The following is a 19963-nucleotide window of genomic DNA, read 5'->3' as shown; positions in this document are numbered from 1 at the left end:
AAGCGAAAGAAAATTCTTTCGCTTTTTTTATGCTTATATTGTATTTAATTAATATGCTTTTTTCGAATTAAATTCCCGCAATTACGCGTAATTCTTCCATCATACGAGCTGCTAAATCATCTGCTTCCACTTGGGATGGTGCTTCTGTATAAATACGGATAATCGGTTCTGTATTTGATTTTCTCAAGTGCACCCAACTCGTTGGAAAGTCAATTTTCACTCCATCGATTGTGCTAACTTCTTGATTTTTATAATTTTCAGCGATTAATTCTAAAATCATATCGACATTCAACTTCGGTGTCAATTCGATTTTATTTTTACTCATAAAGTACTGAGGATACGTTGCTCTTAATTCAGCCACCGTTAGTGTTTGATTAGCCAAATGCGTCAAGAATAAAGCTACCCCAACCAAGGCATCGCGTCCGTAGTGAATCTCAGGATAGATAATCCCCCCATTTCCTTCACCGCCAATGATAGCATTTGTCGCTTTCATTAACTCCACAACATTTACCTCTCCTACCGCTGCCGCTTGATAGTTTCCTCCTCTATTGATTGTCACGTCTCTTAAGGCACGTGAAGAAGATAAATTCGAAACGGTATTTCCAGGTGTTTTACTCAAAACGTAATCTGCCACAGCGACCAAGGTATATTCTTCGCCAAACATTTCCCCATCATTCGAGATAAATGCCAAACGATCTACATCCGGATCAACCACAATACCAAAATCAGCCTGTTCTTTTTTCACTAATTCACAGATATCTTGTAAATGTTCTTTTAATGGCTCTGGGTTGTGTGGAAAATGTCCCGTAGGATCACAGTATAACTCTACCACATCCACACCTAATTTTCTCAATAAAGCAGGAATAATAATCCCCCCAGAAGAATTAACGCCATCCACGACAACTTTGAATTTGCGCTTTTTAATTGCCTCCACATCGACTAATTTCAATTTCAAAATTTCTTCGATGTGAATATCCATGTAATCCTTTCTTTCTGTAATGTTACCTAAACGATCTACTTCTGCAAAAACATAAGCATCTTGGTCGGCAATGTCCAAAATGATTTCACCTTCAGCCCCACTTAAGAACTCTCCTTTATCATTTAATAACTTTAAAGCATTCCACTGTTTCGGATTGTGAGAAGCTGTTAGAATAATTCCACCATCCGCACCTTCCATAGGCACAGCCACTTCAACTGTTGGCGTTGTAGACAAGCCTAAATCAATCACGTCAATTCCCAATCCCACTAAGGTTTGCATCACTAAATTGTGAATCATCGGCCCAGATAAACGAGCATCACGACCAATAACAACTTTTAATTGTTCTTTACTGCTGTTGTTTTTTAAAAATGTTCCGTAAGCAGAAGCAAATTTAACTGCGTCAATAGGCGTTAAATTAAAGCCTACCTTTCCTCCTATTGTTCCTCGTATTCCTGAAATTGATTTTATCAGTGTCATATCTTTAATTTTTTTTCTTACCAACAAATATAAAACAATTCAATCGCTTATACTTTCAAATACTAAGCTAAAATTGTAAATTTGGTTTTAAAGTAATAAAATGAATTTTTTAGCACATGTGTATTTATCGGGTCAAGACGAGCAGAAAGCTATTGGAAATTTTATAGCAGACAGCGTTCGCGGTAAGCAGTATCTCGAATTTTCCAAAGGTATTCAACACGGCATTCTCTTGCATCGAGAAATTGACACCTATACAGATGCTCACCCTATTTGGCGCAAAGATAAAAAGTTATTGGTTCCTGTGTACAACCACTATGCTGCTGTAATTATTGATCTGTATTACGATCATTTTCTCGCCAAGAACTGGGCTGCCTATCACGAGATTCCCTTAGCTACCTATGCTGCAAATTTTTACGATACCCTACAAGTCAATTTTGATATGCTCCCTACTAAAATTCAGAACTTCTTATCCATTATGATTCGAGAAAACTGGTTTACTTGTTATGAAACAATAGAAGGATTGGGTTATATTCTCCAACAAATGGATCGCAGAACAAAAGGCATTTCCAAAATGACTCAAGCTACACGGGAGTTGGCAGAACATTACGAAGTACTAGAACGCGATTTTACTCATTTTTTCAAAGAATTAGAAGAATACGTTGCATTCGTTCAAAAAACGCCGCGTTTCACGAGTATTTAAACTATTTTTAGCCTAAAAAAATATTGCTACCCGCATCGCTTTTATCGACTATTTAGGCTATTTTTGCAAGATGAAAATTTGGAATAAAAAACGTATTGTCTTCTACGGCAAGCAAACCTTTCGGTATGCAGAAGGGATTTTATTTTTTTTAAAATCGATTCTTTCGGATCGCCAATTTTTATATTTATCCTGTGTCTTAGTAGGTGCTTCTAGTGCGATAGCCGTGACTATTCTAAAATCATTTGCTCACGCTGTATTCAAGTTTGCTACCTATATTGACAATATCTCTCATTTGCCTTACACCAATAGTATTTTGCCCATTATTGGTATTTTGCTCACGGTATTTGTTGTGCGAAAATTCTTAAATGGCAGTATTGAGAAAGGAACCTATCAGATTATGATTGCTGTAGCAAAGCGTTCGGGAGTCATGCCTAAAAAGCAAATGTACGCCCAGATTGTCACGAGCTCCCTAACCGTAGGCATGGGAGGATCATTGGGATTAGAGTCGCCAATCGCCATTACAGGAGCTGCTTTCGGATCAAACTTTGCACAAAATTACAAACTGAGTTATAAAGATCGAATTCTACTGCTAGGATGTGGAGTGGCTGCTGGTATTTCTGCGGCTTTTAATGCTCCTATTGCTGGTGTACTTTTTGCCATTGAAATTGTGCTGGCTGATATTGCGGTTTCGGCATTTATTCCCATTATGATTGCCTCAGCAACGGGAACTATTGTTACAGATCTAATTATCAAAGAAGATATCTTACTTTCCTTTAAGAAACAGTTAGTATTTGATACGTTTAATACGGGTTACTACATTATTTTGGGTATTCTTGCAGGATTATTCTGCGTTTACCATGCGCGTATGTTTCGAAAAACGGAAGCTTATATTTCCAAATTTACCAATCACGCCTACAAAAAAGCCCTTATTGGCGCAACGATGTTAGCGGTTTTAATTTTCCTCTTTCCTACGCTCTTTGGAGAGGGATATGAAAGCATCAAAATACTTGCAGGAGATAATCCGGAAACGATTCTCCATAATACCTTACTCAAAAATTTCTCTACCAATGAATGGGTTCTTCTTCTCTTTGTAGCTGGTGCGGCCTTAGTTAAAACCTTTGCTGCTGGATTAACTATGGGAAGTGGAGGAAACGGAGGAAACTTTGCCCCGTCTCTATTTGTTGGCTCTTACCTCGGGTTTACAGTCGCTAAATTCTTGTCCCTCTTAGGAGTAAAAGAGATACCGATTCACAATTTTACTGTCGTTGGTATGGCAGGAGTCATCAGTGGTTTGTTTCACGCACCTTTAACTGGTATCTTCTTGATTGCAGAAATTACAGGAGGATATGGTTTAATGGTTCCGCTTTTAATTGTGTCATCCATCAGTTTTGCTATTGCCAAACACATGGAAAAATACTCGATGGATATTAAATCGATCGCCGAAACAGGTATGGTTTTCACTTCCGATAAAGATGCTAACATCCTTTCGACCATCAATGCACACGATTTTATTCGCAATGATATTCACCTATTAAAATCGACACAAACAACACAAGATGCCGTAACCATTTTTACTCAAACGCAACAGGAGTTTATTCCAGTTGTAGACGAAAATCAAACGCTCGTTGGCGTGATTAACCTCAATCATGTGCGTCCTATTGTCTTTAGTACCTTCCAAACTAAATTCACCCCAATTACTGATTTAATTGAACAACCCATCACCGTTTCTTATGACGATAGCACCAAACACATTATCAATCGCTTTGACCTGAAAAAATCCGACTTCTTACTGGTACAAAAAGACAAAGCCTATTTTGGGTATATCTTAAAGGCCGATATGTTAGAAGCTTATCGCAATAACTTAAAGTCGCTTTCGATCAATTAGTTGACGGGGTTAGATGATAATGGGGTATGAATCGATTTTTCTCATTGAAGAGCATTCATCCTGTCATGTGCTCTTTTTCATGCGCCCTATTCCTATTGAAAGTGTACTGCCTCCGCCTTTACCCTTCTGCCTCCCTGCCATCCTCTAAAAACTCTTGACAACTATTTTTTCTAAGCACAAATTCATAGGCCGAAAGAAAAAGCGTCACTCCTTTTAACCCAAACAAGAAACAAAAAGCCTTCTCCCTCATCTTGAACGATCAAGTAAGTGCCAATCCACAGCGAATTAAATTATTCCCAACTCAAATTAAACTTCGCATATTTTGTTTAAATTTGAAAAAAAATATAGACTTGAGAACAGTATACTTCTTTATCCTATTTACGTTAATTAGCATTCCTAGTTTTAGTCAAGATAAGAACAAGATTATCATTCACCATGCGGATCTATCCGATCGCAATCAGGCTGAATTACCCGATGCGACCTTGTTAAGGGGAAATATCACCGCTGAGCACAACGGAATTATACTCAATTGCAACAAAGCCTATTACTTTGAGAAAGAGAATTACATCAAACTTTTGGGTGATGTGAGAATGAATCAAGGGGATACGTTGTTTTTAGACAGTAAATACGCTGAATACAATGCCATTAATGGTTTTGCTTATGCAGAAGGAGATGTCATTGTACGTTCTCCAGATTCAACACTTGAAACAGATACACTTCGTTTTAACCGCAACGAAAATTTGATTTACTACAATACCCCTGGAACTATTGTAAACAAAGGGAATATATTGAAGAGTAAATCGGGAAAATACTTGTTAACGGAGAAGAAATTTCAGTTTTTCACGGCAGTTACCATCACAACCACGCAGGGAACAATTGTTAAGTCCAATCACTTGGACTTTTACGAGGTGCCTGAGCATGCCTATGTATTTGGTCCGTCAACGATTACCAACAAAGACGATTATATCTATACGGAGAATGGCTATTACGACGTCAAGCGCGACTTGGGTAAAATGGTCAAGAATTCTTATATATGGTATGATCAACGGAAGATCGAAGGCGATTCGATTTATTACAACAAGCGCAATGAATTTGCCTCTGCTACAAATCACGTCCGCATTACTGATACGATCAACAAATCAAAAATAACGGGACATTATGCCGAGCTTTACAAATTAAAAGACTCGATGTTTGTTACGCAAAAGGCCTTAGTTAGCATGCTGACAGAAGAAGGAGATTCGGTCTATTTTCACGCCAAGCGCATTGTACTTACTGGTCCTGAAAAAGATCGTGTAATTCGCGGTTTTCACGACGCCCGCATCTTTCGAGATAGCATGAGCGGTAAGGCGGATTCCATTCACTGGAGTGAAAAACTTGGCTTAACGCAAATGATTCGACGTCCTGTTTTATGGAATGGCGATAGTCAAGTAACAGGAGACATCATGCACTTGATCAGTAACTTACAAACGAATCAGATGGATTCACTCAAGGTACTCAACAATGCATTTATCATTGAAAAAGACACCATAGGAACGGGATACAACCAAGTAAAGGGAGTGAATCTCTATGGAAAATTCGTAGACAACAAGCTCAGCGAACTTGATTTAATCAAGAATGCGGAGATGATTTATTATGCCTACAATGAGAAAAATGAATTTATTGGGATAGACAAAGGAATTTGCAGCCATATCAACGTCGGTTTTAGCGACAATGAGATTAGCAGTGTAACGCTATTTGTTGCACCAGAGAGTCAGCTTTACCCTGATAGTATGCTACCAGAGAATGCGCGATACCTCAAAGATTTCCTTTGGCGGGGGGATGAAAAGATTAATTCCCTAGCGGAAATCTTCAGCGATGAGGAAATTCAGGATGAAGCAGACAAAAAAGAAGAACGAGAACAGAAACAAAAAGAGGCAGAAGACCCAATGGAGATTCAAAAGGAAACTTTAAATCCAGTGATTGAGCCTCAATCAACAAAAGAGAAAAAAGCCTCTAAATAAAATGAAAGAAGATTTTTTTAAATATCAAGCACAAACCTCACCTAATCCTTTAGCGATGGAAATTTCCCACGCCAAAGGATCCTACATATACGACAAAAACGGAAAAGCCTATTTAGATTTCGTAGCAGGGGTTTCTGCATGTACATTGGGGCATCAACACCCAAAAGTCAACAACGCGATTAAAGATCAGTTAGACAAGTATTCACACGTCATGGTTTACGGAGAATACATTCAAGATCCTGCGGTAGAATTTTGTAAGATTTTAGCAGAAAATATTCCTGCACCTTTAACTAAAACTTATTTGGTCAACTCTGGAACAGAGGCTACTGAAGGAGCATTAAAATTAGCCAAACGCGTAACAGGAAGAAGTCAATTAATTTCGTGCTTCAACGCCTATCACGGAAACACGATGGGATCAATGAGCGTTATGGGATTTGAGGATCGCAAAAGAGCCTTCCGCCCGCTCCTACCCGATGTAGATTTCATTCATTTCAACAGCGTAGAAGATTTAGATAAAATCACAACACGCACAGCGGGAATCATTTTAGAAACGATACAAGGAGGAGCTGGATTTGTTGAGCCCTTTGACGGTTTCTTAACGAAAGTGAGAAAGCGATGTGACGAAGTAGGTGCTTTGATGATTGTCGATGAAATTCAACCGGGATTTGGTCGTACAGGAACACTATTTGGCTTCCAGAACTACGATGTTGTTCCCGACGTAATTGTCATGGGGAAAGGGATGGCTGGAGGAATGCCCTGCGGAGCCTTCACTGCTAGTGATGCACACATGGACTTACTCTACGACAATCCCAAATTTGGCCATATCACAACCTTTGGAGGACATCCTGTAATTGCTGCTGCGAGTTTAGCTACGCTAAAAGAACTCGTAGAAACAGACCTGATGAAACAAACATTGGAAAAAGAAAAACTATTTAGAAGCCTACTTGTTCACCCATTGATTACAGAAATTAGAGGAAGAGGATTAATGATTGCTCCCATGACATTGAGCAGTGAGATTACCAACCGCGTAATCTTAAAATGTCAAGAAAAAGGACTAATTTTGTTCTGGCTCCTTTTCGAAGGAAAAGCAATTCGCATCACCCCACCGTTAACCGTTAGCGAAACGGAAATAAAAGAAGGATGTGCGATGATTCTAGAAGCTTTAGATGAGGTTCAAAAAGAGTTAGGCTTATAACTTTTTCATTAACGCACTAATAAAAGGCAATGGATTTCAATAAAAACGAAGAAGAAGAAAACAACTTATCACTAGCTCGTTTTGAGTCAATGCTCAAGACAAATAAGATCTTGTTTTTTGATTCGGAAGAGTTTGAGAATATCATACTTCATTACCTGGATTCAGGTAAGATTAACTTGGCCAAAAAAGCACTAAAATTAGCTTTGGACCAACACCCTACCTCTATTGGCTTAAAGCTTGTGGAAGTAGAAATATTAATTTTTCAAAATAAATTAGAAGCAGCCGATCGACTGCTTGACGAAATAGAACATGTAGAACCTCACAACGACGAAGTTTACATTCACCGAGCGAGTATTTGCTCCAAGAAAGGCAACCACATAGAGGCCATCAAAGCCCTAGAAAAAGCGTTGACCATCACAGAAGATTTAGCAGATATCTATTCGCTTTTAGGTATGGAATTTTTGTTTATTGACGAAATCGAAAAGGCTAAACAAAGCTTTATTCAGTGTTTAGAAAACGACGACGAAGATCAATCTACTCTTTACAACATCATCTATTGCTTTGATTTCTTAAATGAAAATGAAGAGGCTATTACCTATTTGAATTCCTTTATTGATAAGAATCCCTATAGTGAGATTGCATGGCATCAATTGGGAAGACAATATTACGCACAAAAGAATTACGAAAAAGCCGTTTGGGCCTTTAACTATGCCACGTTAATTGACGAGCAATTCTTAGGTGCATATCTAGAAAAAGGAAAATCATTAGAAAAGCTAAACCAATACCAGGAAGCAATTGATAATTACATGATTACGCTTGAGTTAGACGCTCCTTCTTCTTATGTATTGTTGCGTATTGGCATTTGCTATGAAGCGTTAAACAACTTCCCATTAGCTATTCAGTACTACAAAAAAACGGTACACGAAGACCCTATGTTGGACAAAGGATGGATTGCCTTAACGGATATATACATCAAAGAAAGTCAATTTGACAAAGCCTTGGTTACGCTTCAAAAAGCCATTAATATTGATGAGCTAAACGAAAGATACTGGATTAGATATGCCGTGTTAAACCGCAATTTACTGCAGTTTAAAGAAGCTGAAGTTGGTTATCGAAAAGCCACGGAACTAGGAGAATACATCCTGGATTACTGGATGGATTGGGCTGATATACTCTATCTATTAGAAGAATATGACAGCGCCATAGATAAATTGTTGCAAATCGAAGAAACACATCCTCATGCCGTGGAGATTTACTATCGTTTAGCCGTGTATCACTTGGCTTCTCATCAAAGCGAAGAAGCGCTAGTTTGGTTGGAAAAAGGATTTGCTGCGGATTTTGACAAAGTGTCTATCATTGCGTCCTTATTCCCCGCACAATGGGAGAATCCCATCTTACAACAAGCCATAAAGAATCACCCCTCATAAGCAAATAGCTATTCATTCCATTGAATAGCTGTTTCATTTTAATATCCATGCTATGATCAAGAAACAATACGGATTAATTGGAAAAGATATCGCTTATTCCTTTTCAAAAAATTACTTTACAGATAAATTCAAACAATTGCATCTCACGGATAGCGATTATAGCAACTTTGACTTGGCGAAAATTAGCGAGTTTAACGACGTTTTAGAGCGCTTTGACAACCTAAAGGGACTCAATGTTACCATTCCCTACAAACAGGCAATTATCCCCTATTTAGATAGCTTATCTAAAAAAGCGATCGCTATTGGCGCGGTAAACACGATTCGAATTACGAAAAAAAACAAGCTCAAAGGATACAATACAGATTGGTATGGCTTTTATCACTCCCTTAAGCCGTTGGTAAAAAAACACCATACCCAGGCTTTAATTTTAGGTACAGGAGGGGCAAGTAAAGCGATTGAATATGCCTTAAGTAAATTGGGGCTATCGTATAAATTTGTCAGTCGAACCAAACAAGATAATGAATTTACCTATGAGGAATTGACTTCTGAAATAATAAAGCAATACACCCTGATCATCAACACAACTCCCCTAGGCACATATCCAAACGTAGCTGAAAAACCAGCTATCCCCTACCATGACTTAACTGCTGAACATTTGGTGTATGACTTAATTTACAATCCAGAGAAAACGACTTTTCTACATTTAGCTGAACAACAAGGTGCAACCATCAAAAATGGACATGAAATGTTAGTTCTACAAGCCGAAAAGGCATACAAAATATGGTCTAAGCGATTTCAGCAAGACTAAAAGGGTGAAAACAAGATTATTTATTGCGTATTAATCCTGCCATTTCCTTTTACTTTAGATATTTTTTACTAAATTTGAGAATATTAGAAATATCCTTAGCGAGGATTATTGTTGTTAATTATAAGATTTTTTTACCTATGTTAGAACAAAAGAATGAAAACCTGCACGAGCTAGCAGATGGACAAAATCCGGAATCAACTACGCCTAATTCTGCAGATCTTGCTGAAAGAGAAAAAGCTCTAGATTCCATTACTGCATCAAATGCCGAAGAAGGTGAAGACAATGATGTCCATGAAAAAAATGACATCACAATCCTTGACTATGAAAAGCTGGATATGGAACAACTCACTACTGAGTTGCAAAAGCTTACTCAAAGCTATAAAATCACAACGATTAAGGATATTGTAGAAGATATTAAAAAAGAATTCTACAGAAAGTACAGCGATTTAATAGACGAAAAAAGAGAAGCCTTCTTAGAAGAGAATCCCGATGCCAACCCAGGTGACTTTGACTATAATCTTCCGTTAAAGGCAACTTTTGATTCTTTTTACAATGATTTTAAAGCAAAGAAAAATGCTTACTTCAAGGAATTACAAAACAACTTAACTGCAAATCTAAACAAACGCATCAACATCATTGATCGTATCAAAGATCTTGTAGACACAAGTGAAAATAAAGCGGATGCACTTAAATTATTAGGGGATCTAAGAGACGAGTGGAAAAATGCAGGAGCTATTCCAAAGGACAAATACAACCACGTTTGGAATAACTATCACTTTCACATCGAGCGCTTTTACGATCAACTACACTTAGATAGAGAATCAAGAGATTTAGATTTTAAACACAATTTAGATCAAAAGCAAAAGATAATTACCCGCGCCCAAGAATTACTGCACGAAGATGATGTTATCAAGGCCTTTAGAGAACTTCAAACCTTACACCGTATTTGGAGAGAAGAAATTGGCCCTGTAGATCGTGAAATACGAGAGGAAATCTGGGAGAAATTCAGTGAATTAACCAAGCAACTCCACGATAAACGCGAATTGTTATTCGAAAATTTACGCGAAGGTGAAAAAGAGAATTTAGGCTTAAAAGTACAAGTAATTAGTCAAATCGACATCTTGTCTAGACAAGAAATTACTTCGCATAGCCAATGGCAAAAAGAAATTAAAAAAGTAGAAGAACTTCGCAATCACTTCTTTTCTATTGGAAAAGTACCCCAAGAGAATAATGAAGAAGTGTGGGGCTTATTTAAATTGGCAACGCGAAACTTCAATGCCAACAAAAATAGATTTTACAAGGATCTGAAAAAGGTTCAGCAGAAAAATTATAACGACAAGCTCGCTCTTATCGAGAAAGCTCTTAAGTACAAGGATAGTGAGGATTTCGATAAGATAACTCCTATCATGAAGCAAATCCAAGAGGATTGGAAAAAAATTGGCCATGTACCAAGAAAGTATTCTGATCAATTGTGGAAAGATTTTAAAGATGCTTGTAACTACTACTTCGATCGTTTACATACCGTTCGAAATAGCGAAAACCAAGAAGGCAATGAAAACTACAACAAGAAAAAAGAATTCTTAGAAGAGTTAAAATCATTCACTTTGGTTGGAGAACACAAAGCGGATTTAGAAGCAATCAAGGAAAAAATTAATACGTGGAAAAGCCTTGGAAATGTACCACACAATAAACGCTTTATTGAAGGAAAATTCAATAAAATCTTGGATGTATTATTCGATAAACTTAGCTTGAGTAAAAGAGAAACTGAAGCAATGAAATTCTCTACTAAGTTGGATGATTTATTAGAATCAAATGACAAGCGAAAATTACAACAAGAGGCTATCTTCATCCAACGTAAGATTGAGGAGATTTCAAGTGGAATTTTACAATTAGAAAACAACTTAGCGTATGTTACTAATGCCACAAAAGACAATCCACTCGTTAAAGAAGTGAATAAAAACATTGAAAAATACAGAGATGAGTTGAAAATTTGGCAAGATAAACTACAACAAATTAGAAGTCTCAATGCATAATACAAAGAGGGGATCCTAAAAGATTCCCTCTTTCTTTTTTTATTATTTTTACTCCTAAACTCTCACAAAAAGAACTTCAAATATTCAATTCTCAAACGACTCTTCTTTCTTTTTAGACAGCCCCTTTTTTGTTTGTGTTGGGTGGTGAAATGTTCATTACAGAGGAAAAAACTACCTTCTCTTCTTTCTAATTCCATTTACGGTTCATCAAAAAACAAACGACACTTACGGGTAAAAAAACAGAAAACCAAAACAACAACTGCAGTATGCTATAAGCATCAAGCCAGGATACCCTTAAAAATTGTTGAGCACCTTGTATACCGAGTAACCCCTCTGTAAGTATAAATCCTAAACATAGACAAACACATCCTATTTTCGTCCAAAAGGTCAAGGAGATCTTTCCTGTTTGAATTAAAATCCACACGCCTAAAGCCGTAAAAATACCCAACATATTCAAATGAATGAATCCGACAACCCAGCCTCTTACTCCCTTTAGTGCTAACACTAACGGTTCGGCTAAGGTAAGTAATTGAAGGAAGAGACGAATAGCGATACAACTGATTGCCAATAAGAACAGGATATTTTTCCAGATAGAAGTTATGGATTGCTCTTTTATATGCCTCAATAGTAGCGGTTTCATGAGCATATACAAGGCTATCGCTTGCAACAATACGCCCCCTGCATTGAGGTAGTACCATAGCGAAGCTTCCGAAAACCAACCCACGGGTAATGCATAAGTTAATACAACAGAAACAATCCACAGTCCATACCAACTATTCAACGAATTTTGCTTTAGAGGTTCTGGAAAAGCATAGGCATAAAGCAACGCTATAAAGGCGGTAAAAAACCAGCCATCGAATTGAAAATGAAGAAAAAACTGAATACACAGTTGAAAAAAGGGACTAGCCTTCCCCATCATTCCAATAGCAGGGCCTAAAAACCAAACGCCAATAGTTGAGAATACCATAAAAAACAAAGCCGTTTTCATCCAAAGCGTTTGTTGCCTATCTCGCTCAAGGTAATTTCGTCCTAAGCGGTATACAAAGAGATAGGAGCAAATAATATGCAAGGTTGAAAAGAAAATAGAGGGAGCAGCATACCCTTGAAAAGGAAAAGTCAGTGCCATTCCAATAACAGCGCCTTGTGTCACCCAATACAACCGACGATAAAAACGCTCTTCTTCTGGTGTTTTTACAGCAAATTGATCCACCAATAGCACATACACCAATAAATACAACCACCCCAGCAAGGCCACATGGGAGTGTCCATGTAAGACATATAAAAACGTCATCCCTTCTATGGGAAAAACAAAAGCACCTCTCAACAAAAGCCCTAATAAAGCTGCGAGTAAAAGATTAAAAAAGGGAATACGGTAATAGATGGGCTTCATGGATCAAACATAAATACGACTAACGACTAAGGTAAGATTCTTCCGTTGGATGTAAAAGCTTTCTAAGTGTTTTTTGCACTTGTTTCCGATTTCTTTACACAAAAAAAGAGGCTGCAAATGCAGCCTCTTTAACAACTTAAAATCTAACGTCTCAACTTACAATTGGATTTTACTCACAATATCACCATTGGTATCCACTTGAGGTTCTTTTCCGTCCTCTTTTGGCATACGCTTTGTTTTATTTGTTATGTAAACTGTTCCTGTTTTTACATTTACGGCAACAGTATTAGGATGGGAGCCTGTTTCTAATTCCTTCACAACCTCATACGACTTACCGTCAACGATCGCAGTTTTACCGCTCTCTCTGTTTGCTAATACGATTTTATTCGCTGTTGGCGCATATTTCACCCCCAAAGATCCCCCTTTGAACTTCACTACTTTTAATAACTCACCTGAATCAGCATGTAAAATAGTCAATCCTGTAGAAGAATTTGTCACGAATAAACGGCGTCCTTCTTCATCAATAGCCACATTAATAGGACTTTCTCCTCCAGAAGCAAATTTCTTGATTACTTTTTTTGTTTTTGGATCGATGATGGCTACTTCATTTGTGCCCATATTCGTAGCATACAATTTATTTGTTTTAGTATCGAAAGCTAAACCTGCAGTAAAAACACCCGTATTTTCGATATAGCCTTCTAAAGTATCTTTATCTCCGTTGATTATCCAGATTCGCCCTTCTTCCTGTGTATCTGAGGCGTAAATGGTATTTGTGCTTGTATCAATAGCAATTTCTCTATTGTGCCCTTTTTCATGCGTACCCGGAATAACTTTAACCTCTCCTGTTTTTAAATGTACCACGGTCATTGCATTGGTAATCGTATTGGTTCCGTACAACTTTTGCGTCTTTTCATTAACCGCTATACCAAATACAGGATTTCCTTGTACATTAATCTCCTTTTCGACCGCTAAAGTATTGCCATCTAATTTGTAAATGATTCCTTCTTTATTTTTAAAATCGACAACTGACGCAACGTATACTCCGTTATCTCCGCTGTTGTACGCCAATTCATATAATCCTTTTCCAACGGCTTGGCTCTTGTCAATTGTTTGAGCAACAGCTGTTGTGGACAAAGCCAATATGCAGGCTCCTACTAAAGTAATTTGGTTGGTGTATTTCATTGTGTTTTGCTATTAAATTGATTATTTTCTATTATCATCCAAGAAAACGCTTGTTGCCAATACCAGGCTCCGTGTTTACCCATTGGATCTATTTTTATATTTTGTTGCAGTTGAAAGCGTTTTTTTAACTGCTGGGTGAGCGCTAGAACATCTTGATCCATGTGAACCACTTGCCCTTCCCCTATCTTGCGATTTTCTCTTCCACCAGCATAGAAGAAATAGTACTGTTGTTGTACCAATTGAATTTGCGCTGATGTAAAACCATCCATATAAGCTTGTAGCTGTTGTTGATCTTGCCAAAGCGAAGGAGAGAAAACCCCTACTTTACCAAATACTGCTGGATAGGTCAACCCTGCATACAAAGAAATCAATCCCCCTAAGGATCCCCCTGCAATACCTGTATTTTCCTTGTCTTTCAAAGTGCGGTAATTGGCATCGATATAAGGTTTGAGCGTATCGACAATAAAAGCTAAATACTGTTTGCCCTCCGCAATAGGAGTTTGACTCGTGGGGAAAAAGGCATATTCACTTTCTCTTCGATTCTTTTCATATTCGTGATCTATTCCTACAATTATATACTGATCGCCCAAGCGCTCAATGGTTTCATCTATTCCCCATTCTACAGGTCCTAGACGTCCCTCTGAACTCGCTTCGTCAAATAAATCTTGTCCATCGTGTAGATACCACACGGGATATACTGCTTGAGTTGTTTTATACTTCCTAGGTAGATAAATGCGAATCGTCCTTGTTCGATGAAGTTCGGGCATGATAAAATTCTCCAATACAATAAGGTCTTCTGGTGCTGTTGAGGCAGGATACGCATCACGCCAAGCAAAAATTGTGTTTTGAAGGGTTTTATCTTGTTGAATCACATCATCATGTACATTCATTAGTCGTCCCGTTGGAGAGCATTCTAACGTTTGCCAAGAACCACGGGAGAATTTATACTCCAATACCCCTTGCGGAATATCGCTTAATGTAATATGATACTCCCCAGTTTCTACCTTGGGTTCTAATTTATAACGTTCCTCTTTGGGATTCCATTGATTGAAATTTCCTGTTATATAAATTGCCTCCTTGGTCTCGGCTTGTTCCTTGACGTGAAGGCGAATTGCTACTGTATATCTTTTTTGAGCCTGTACATTCATGGTTATCATTCCTACTAGCATTACGACTAATACGCTTAGCTTCATTTTTTACTTTCTAATCACTTTAAATAATCCCTGCGGTTTTCCACCCTTTCCGATTGCAATTGATGGTTTCGCAGTCAGGAAATCACTAGACAATTCATAAAATCCCAATTTATTTTCACTTACCACGCGGATGAAGTGCTTATTGTCAATCTTAGAAACTCCCAATGCTGCGGCTGGTGTTTCTACTAAAGTTACTCCTTCAATAGCGATGGGTGTAACCGATTTTGTCTGAACGTCAATCACTACGTATTTCCATATAGGCGTTAAGTTAATCGACTGAGGGTCAGCCAAGGTTATTTCATTCACTAGCGTAATAATCTTTCCTTTTTCAACAAAGATTGTTGCGAATTTTCCTGAAGCTACTTGACTAAACAAGGTGTTAAAATCTAATTCCCAAGATGGATCCACTTGATTTGCACCATTTCTAATTCGCGCAATCTTCGAATGATCCCCCAATCCACCTGTTTTGATTCCTTGAGTGATTAGGTATAAGTCTCTATTTTCGTCAAAATAATACAGGGGATTCTCATCTACGAATGCGATATTACCTGTATTTTCTACAGCAGTATTCGCAATCCAAGCACCTGTTTTTAAGTCAATAACCGCTAGGTGAACATCGGGAGCCACTCCGTCAAACATTCCACCTTGAGCCCCTTGATTCTTACCGAAAGTAATATCCGCGTAGAGCTTATCTCCATTTACTGCCAAAAAATGCTGTCCTATTGCACGAAAATTCACTCCCCTCAACTGTAAGTCTGTTTCTAATTTTTGAATTTGAGCCGTATAATCTCCCAATTGACCTTTCTTGGTCATGGCAATTGGATCAAAAATCTGAATTGCTGTAGGGGAAGCTCCTTCAAAATAGTATCCTGTTTGATTGTCATTGGTCAAGGTAAAATTCCCTGAACCTGCAATTTTTGGTTCAACAGCTATTGATTTCGTTGAGTAAAATCCTTTCTCATCGAAGACGAATTGCCCTAAACTTCTCGCATTATTATCATCAAACATACGATACACGCGATCCCCATACTGGCGATATCCCCCCATTCCACCTGCAGCCGTGGTATTTCCTGTTGCATTGTCAATGGTTCCTGCTGGAAGTTGAGCATAGCTTTTAAGAAAACCATTTTTAACAGGCCCCTTTCCTTCTGCCAACGTCATCACAAAATAATGTGCTTCCTTATCAAGGGGTGGAAAAGGAGGCTCAGGAGTACCTTTATTATCATCAGATGAACATCCTGTCAAGACTAAAGGCAATATAAAAGCCAAGGATAGTATTCGTTTCATTGTTTGCATAGATTAATTGAGTTTATAATTGAATTTCAGATAGAAGCTCCTACCTGCTTTTTGAATTTTGTAATAATCATATAAATCTTGATTCAGTAAATTTCTTCCCTCCAGTCCTATAGACCACCCACTAGAAGGCCATTCATACACAATACCCGCAATTAAAGCAGTTTGATCGGGAACAATATTTTTCACATCCCCTTTACTCCGACCAAAGAGCCCGAGAAACCCACTAGGTTCCATCGATTTATCAATGGGTTGAATATAGAATTCGCGCACGAAGTTCGCCTGTGCGTACAGCGTTAATACGTCTTGTGTAGTCAAGAGCTGCTTCCATTTTCGTTCTCCTCCTAGATTGGCAAAGAAATACGGAATATTAGGCACTCGATTTCCCTTAAGCCATTGATCTGCTATGTTTTCAAAACGACCATAGCGAATACTTTGCCAAGTGAAATTACCGTAAATTTTAGTTGTTGGTGTAAATTGAAACGACAAATCTCCTTCAAAACCATACCCTACTGCTCGTTCTTTATTAATGAAAAGCGATAAAGGGGGGCTTCCTGCTGTTAGAACAATTATATCCTTGGTATGACGATAAAAGGAAGTAAAACTGTATTTCAATCGCCCCAGTTCATGTTCGATTCCCAAATTAAAATTCAAACTCTGTTCAGGTTTCAGGTCAAAATTAGATGCAATAAATAGATAATCCCCAAAGAGTTCGCTATAACCAGGTAATCGACGGGCATGTTCAATAGAAAAGCGAAGATTGATCTTTTCCTTTACTTGGTACTTGGACGCCATGGCCCATCCCCAGGCATTATTGGAAGTAGTATGCAGATCCTTTGTTCTCCAATCCACTTGATAGGCGGTATTGAGTCCTTCACTGGTATAGTTATACTTTTTCAACAAAAGTGTTGTTTCCAATTGGGCGTTCAACCATTGACTGGTCCATCCTAAAGCGATGACATTTTTCTTGTAATACGAAGGAACCTCCATAATTGGTTGTTGAGTTTCTTCTATTCTCTTGCCATAATCATCCGTACCGATTCTCTTGGCATAAGTATAGGTAGTGTTGAACCACAACTGTTGATTCTTATTCCACTGATAGCCCACCAACGTACGACTGGTAAAAAAAGTCATATCAATTTTCGCTTGCGTGGGATGGTCCCCTTCTCCTCTGAATCCTCTCGGAACAAATTCTCCTAACCAAGTATAGCGCCCTTGTAACGTATCTATCGTTTTGCTTTTCACGACGTTATAAGCGACAAATTGATCGATAGACAGTCGGTCTTGTACGAGTTTCTTTTTGTAGCGCAAAGTAGGTACCCAACTGTGTTGGCGCTCTTCAATTCCACCAAATGGAGTAAGCATCGTTGTGGGACTATGCTGAATTTGTTTATCTAACGCATAATAACTCAGATCAAATTGTAAAACATCAGCAATTTTTAAATGCTTTGCTCCTACATATGCATTGGTGTAATATTGTCTGTAGCGATTGTGAAATAAACGCACTTGAGCGACGTCTTGTGCTAGTTCTGGATTAGGCGTCTTAATTTTATAATCATTATCCGAATAGTTAGAGAAAAATTCCCCGCCAACGTAGATGTTATCATTGAGGTTGAAATGTCCGCGTACTGCGGTACGCCAAGTATTGAAAGAACCATATACTGTCGAAACTCTAAGTGTATTGGTCTGGTTCGTACTAGAAACAAAATTAACTGCCCCTCCTAAGACGTCACCTGCTAGATATGCAGGAATCACGCCTTTGTAAACTTCTACTTTGTTTAACACATCCAAAGGAATCGTAGCGAGTGTATAAGCACTTCCGAGATAATTAAGCGGAATTCCATCCTTAAAATAGCGAATGGCATGTCCTTGAAAGCCGTTGAGGTTGACATTTGTTTCTCCCCCTAGGCCTCCACTTTCTCTAACGCGTATTCCGGTTGTTCGATTCATCAAATCACTCAAAGATGCAGGTCGAAGTACTTGGCTTTTAGCATCAACTTCCAAAGCGCGTATAATACCGCGATTAACCTCCTTCTCTTCCGCTGCCTTAGCGATTTGAATATTGTCTAAAAGCGTCACTTCTTTGGTTAATTTGAGGGTATAAGCGCTGCCGTTGTATAGTTTCACTTCTTGTTGTAAGGGTAGATACCCTTCAGCATATACCATTACGCTTGCTTTTTGCTCTTCTTTTAATTCAAGATGAATACGCCCAGATAGATCCGCAGTATAGGTCGTTTGGTTGAGATAAAGTACAGCAGCTCGAATCGATTGCTGTTCTTGATCTTCAATCAAAAAAGAAATCTTATGTTGAGCCACTATAGCACTATAGGAAAGAAACACGCTATATAAAATAAGTTTACGCAACACTTTGTTTATTTATATTTAGTTTAAATAAAAACAAAAGTAGGGTAAAAAAGCTTACTAACAAGAATAATTCTAAATAAAGTAAAGATCACTTTCGATGGTTAAAGTGGGGTGCGCAATTTTTTTTGATTAAAAATAGTGGATTAGTCCAGTGTTTTTTATATTTTTGGGCCTCGAAAATTCGCTATAAACCATGATTTTACAGCGAATCTAGGACAGTTACAGCATGTAGACATCAAAAAAACAAAAACAAAACATCAAAAAAACAGAAAAAACAGAAAAAAACTCTACCTTTGCTCTGATTTTGGCAATTAAACAAAATTGTATAGCCTAGTAAATTTTATCACAGCTCTAAAACTGTGTTTATTTTTTCAAACCTTTACTACTGTTTTTGCATTTATCAAAAGGATAAATATTTTTTTATTTTCATTCGTAGTAAGTAGGTTTTTCAAAACAACTTTGCAACACACCGACGTTTCTCACAACAGGAGCGTTTAAAATGATGACTACTAATTTAATAATAAAGTGTTCTTCTGTATCGTGTAAACGATAACTATTTACAAACAAAAAAACACACAATAGTGTATTGATTCACTTATAATTCAATTAATGGCAGATTCATTTTTTAAGAAAGAGAACAACAAAAAAAAGAAGCAAAAACAAGACGAAAAATTAAAACGCAGAGAGGAGCGCAAACAAAACAACAACAAAGGAAAGGAGTTAGAGGATTTATTTGTTTACGTGAACAAGATGGGACAATTGACTCACCTTACACCTGAAGAACAAGCGGCTCAAGAGAAGAAGGAAACGCTGAAAATGGAAAAGATCACTCAAGAAGATCACGAAGGCATTATCAGCTACGTAACGGACAAAGGATATGCTTTTGTTATTGATTCAAAAACAAGAGAAAGCATCTTCCTTCACCAGAATGAACTGAACGTTCCCTTAGAAAAGGGACTACAAATAAGCTTTAAGCTAGAACAAAGTAAAAACGGAATACGCGCGGTGAATGCCGCTAAAAAAGAATAATTAATTTT

At 37.8% G+C, this 19963-nt stretch carries 14 protein-coding genes; 8 read left to right on the top strand and 6 right to left on the bottom strand.

The window, feature by feature from the left end; genetic code table 11:
• Window positions 1-67: 67 nt before the first annotated feature.
• A complete protein-coding gene (gene glmM, locus FBR08_RS13875) occupies window positions 68-1456 on the bottom strand; it encodes a phosphoglucosamine mutase (RefSeq protein ID WP_158963260.1) in 1389 nt (462 codons plus the stop codon).
• A 100-nt stretch (window positions 1457-1556) separates the two neighbouring features.
• Between glmM and FBR08_RS13870 the strand changes: the two genes are divergently transcribed.
• The 7 genes from FBR08_RS13870 (at window position 1557) to FBR08_RS13840 (ending at window position 11504) form a co-directional block, all read left to right on the top strand.
• Window positions 1557-2156 carry an acyl carrier protein phosphodiesterase gene (locus FBR08_RS13870; protein ID WP_158963259.1) on the top strand — a complete coding sequence of 200 codons (600 nt, stop codon included), beginning with the start codon at window positions 1557-1559 and terminating at the stop codon, window positions 2154-2156.
• Window positions 2157-2226: 70 nt separating this feature from the next.
• Window positions 2227-4041, top strand: a complete 1815-nt coding sequence (locus FBR08_RS13865) for a chloride channel protein (RefSeq protein WP_158963258.1) — start codon at window positions 2227-2229, stop codon at window positions 4039-4041.
• Window positions 4042-4391: 350 nt separating this feature from the next.
• The gene (locus tag FBR08_RS13860; protein WP_158963257.1) at window positions 4392-6041 is read left to right on the top strand and encodes an OstA-like protein; all 1650 of its coding nucleotides are present in this window, start codon (window positions 4392-4394) and stop codon (window positions 6039-6041) included.
• Between the two features lies 1 nt (window position 6042).
• Window positions 6043-7236, top strand: coding sequence for an aspartate aminotransferase family protein (locus tag FBR08_RS13855; RefSeq protein ID WP_158963256.1), 1194 nt, complete (start codon window positions 6043-6045; stop codon window positions 7234-7236).
• Window positions 7237-7265: 29 nt separating this feature from the next.
• Window positions 7266-8663 carry a tetratricopeptide repeat protein gene (locus tag FBR08_RS13850; RefSeq protein WP_158963255.1) on the top strand — a complete coding sequence of 466 codons (1398 nt, stop codon included), beginning with the start codon at window positions 7266-7268 and terminating at the stop codon, window positions 8661-8663.
• A gap of 52 nt (window positions 8664-8715) precedes the next feature.
• A complete protein-coding gene (locus FBR08_RS13845; protein WP_158963254.1) occupies window positions 8716-9471 on the top strand; it encodes a shikimate dehydrogenase family protein in 756 nt (251 codons plus the stop codon).
• A 137-nt stretch (window positions 9472-9608) separates the two neighbouring features.
• Window positions 9609-11504 carry a DUF349 domain-containing protein gene (locus FBR08_RS13840; protein WP_158963253.1) on the top strand — a complete coding sequence of 632 codons (1896 nt, stop codon included), beginning with the start codon at window positions 9609-9611 and terminating at the stop codon, window positions 11502-11504.
• Between the two features lie 187 nt (window positions 11505-11691).
• Here the strand turns inward: FBR08_RS13840 and FBR08_RS13835 are convergent, their stop codons facing one another.
• From FBR08_RS13835 to FBR08_RS13815, 5 genes are all read right to left on the bottom strand, one after another.
• A complete protein-coding gene (locus FBR08_RS13835; RefSeq protein WP_158963252.1) occupies window positions 11692-12894 on the bottom strand; it encodes a hypothetical protein in 1203 nt (400 codons plus the stop codon).
• Between the two features lie 156 nt (window positions 12895-13050).
• Window positions 13051-14076: a YncE family protein gene (locus tag FBR08_RS13830; RefSeq protein WP_158963251.1), complete on the bottom strand. Its 1026-nt coding sequence runs from the start codon at window positions 14074-14076 to the stop codon at window positions 13051-13053.
• Window positions 14073-15269, bottom strand: a complete 1197-nt coding sequence (locus FBR08_RS13825; protein WP_199268604.1) for an alpha/beta hydrolase-fold protein — start codon at window positions 15267-15269, stop codon at window positions 14073-14075. Before FBR08_RS13825 ends, FBR08_RS13830 begins: the two co-directional genes overlap by 4 nt.
• A gap of 3 nt (window positions 15270-15272) precedes the next feature.
• The gene (locus tag FBR08_RS13820; RefSeq protein ID WP_233266122.1) at window positions 15273-16556 is read right to left on the bottom strand and encodes a hypothetical protein; all 1284 of its coding nucleotides are present in this window, start codon (window positions 16554-16556) and stop codon (window positions 15273-15275) included.
• A 12-nt stretch (window positions 16557-16568) separates the two neighbouring features.
• A complete protein-coding gene (locus FBR08_RS13815) occupies window positions 16569-18854 on the bottom strand; it encodes a TonB-dependent receptor domain-containing protein (protein WP_233266121.1) in 2286 nt (761 codons plus the stop codon).
• A 681-nt stretch (window positions 18855-19535) separates the two neighbouring features.
• Here FBR08_RS13815 and FBR08_RS13810 point away from each other — a divergent pair.
• A complete protein-coding gene (locus tag FBR08_RS13810; RefSeq protein WP_158963248.1) occupies window positions 19536-19955 on the top strand; it encodes a cold-shock protein in 420 nt (139 codons plus the stop codon).
• Window positions 19956-19963 lie beyond the last annotated feature (8 nt).

Origin of the sequence: Myroides fluvii, assembly GCF_009792295.1 — a bacterium.
Classification (GTDB): domain Bacteria; phylum Bacteroidota; class Bacteroidia; order Flavobacteriales; family Flavobacteriaceae; genus Flavobacterium; species Flavobacterium fluvii_A.
Note: the sequence above shows the minus strand (reverse complement) of the source record. Positions and strands in the feature narration are given on the sequence as shown.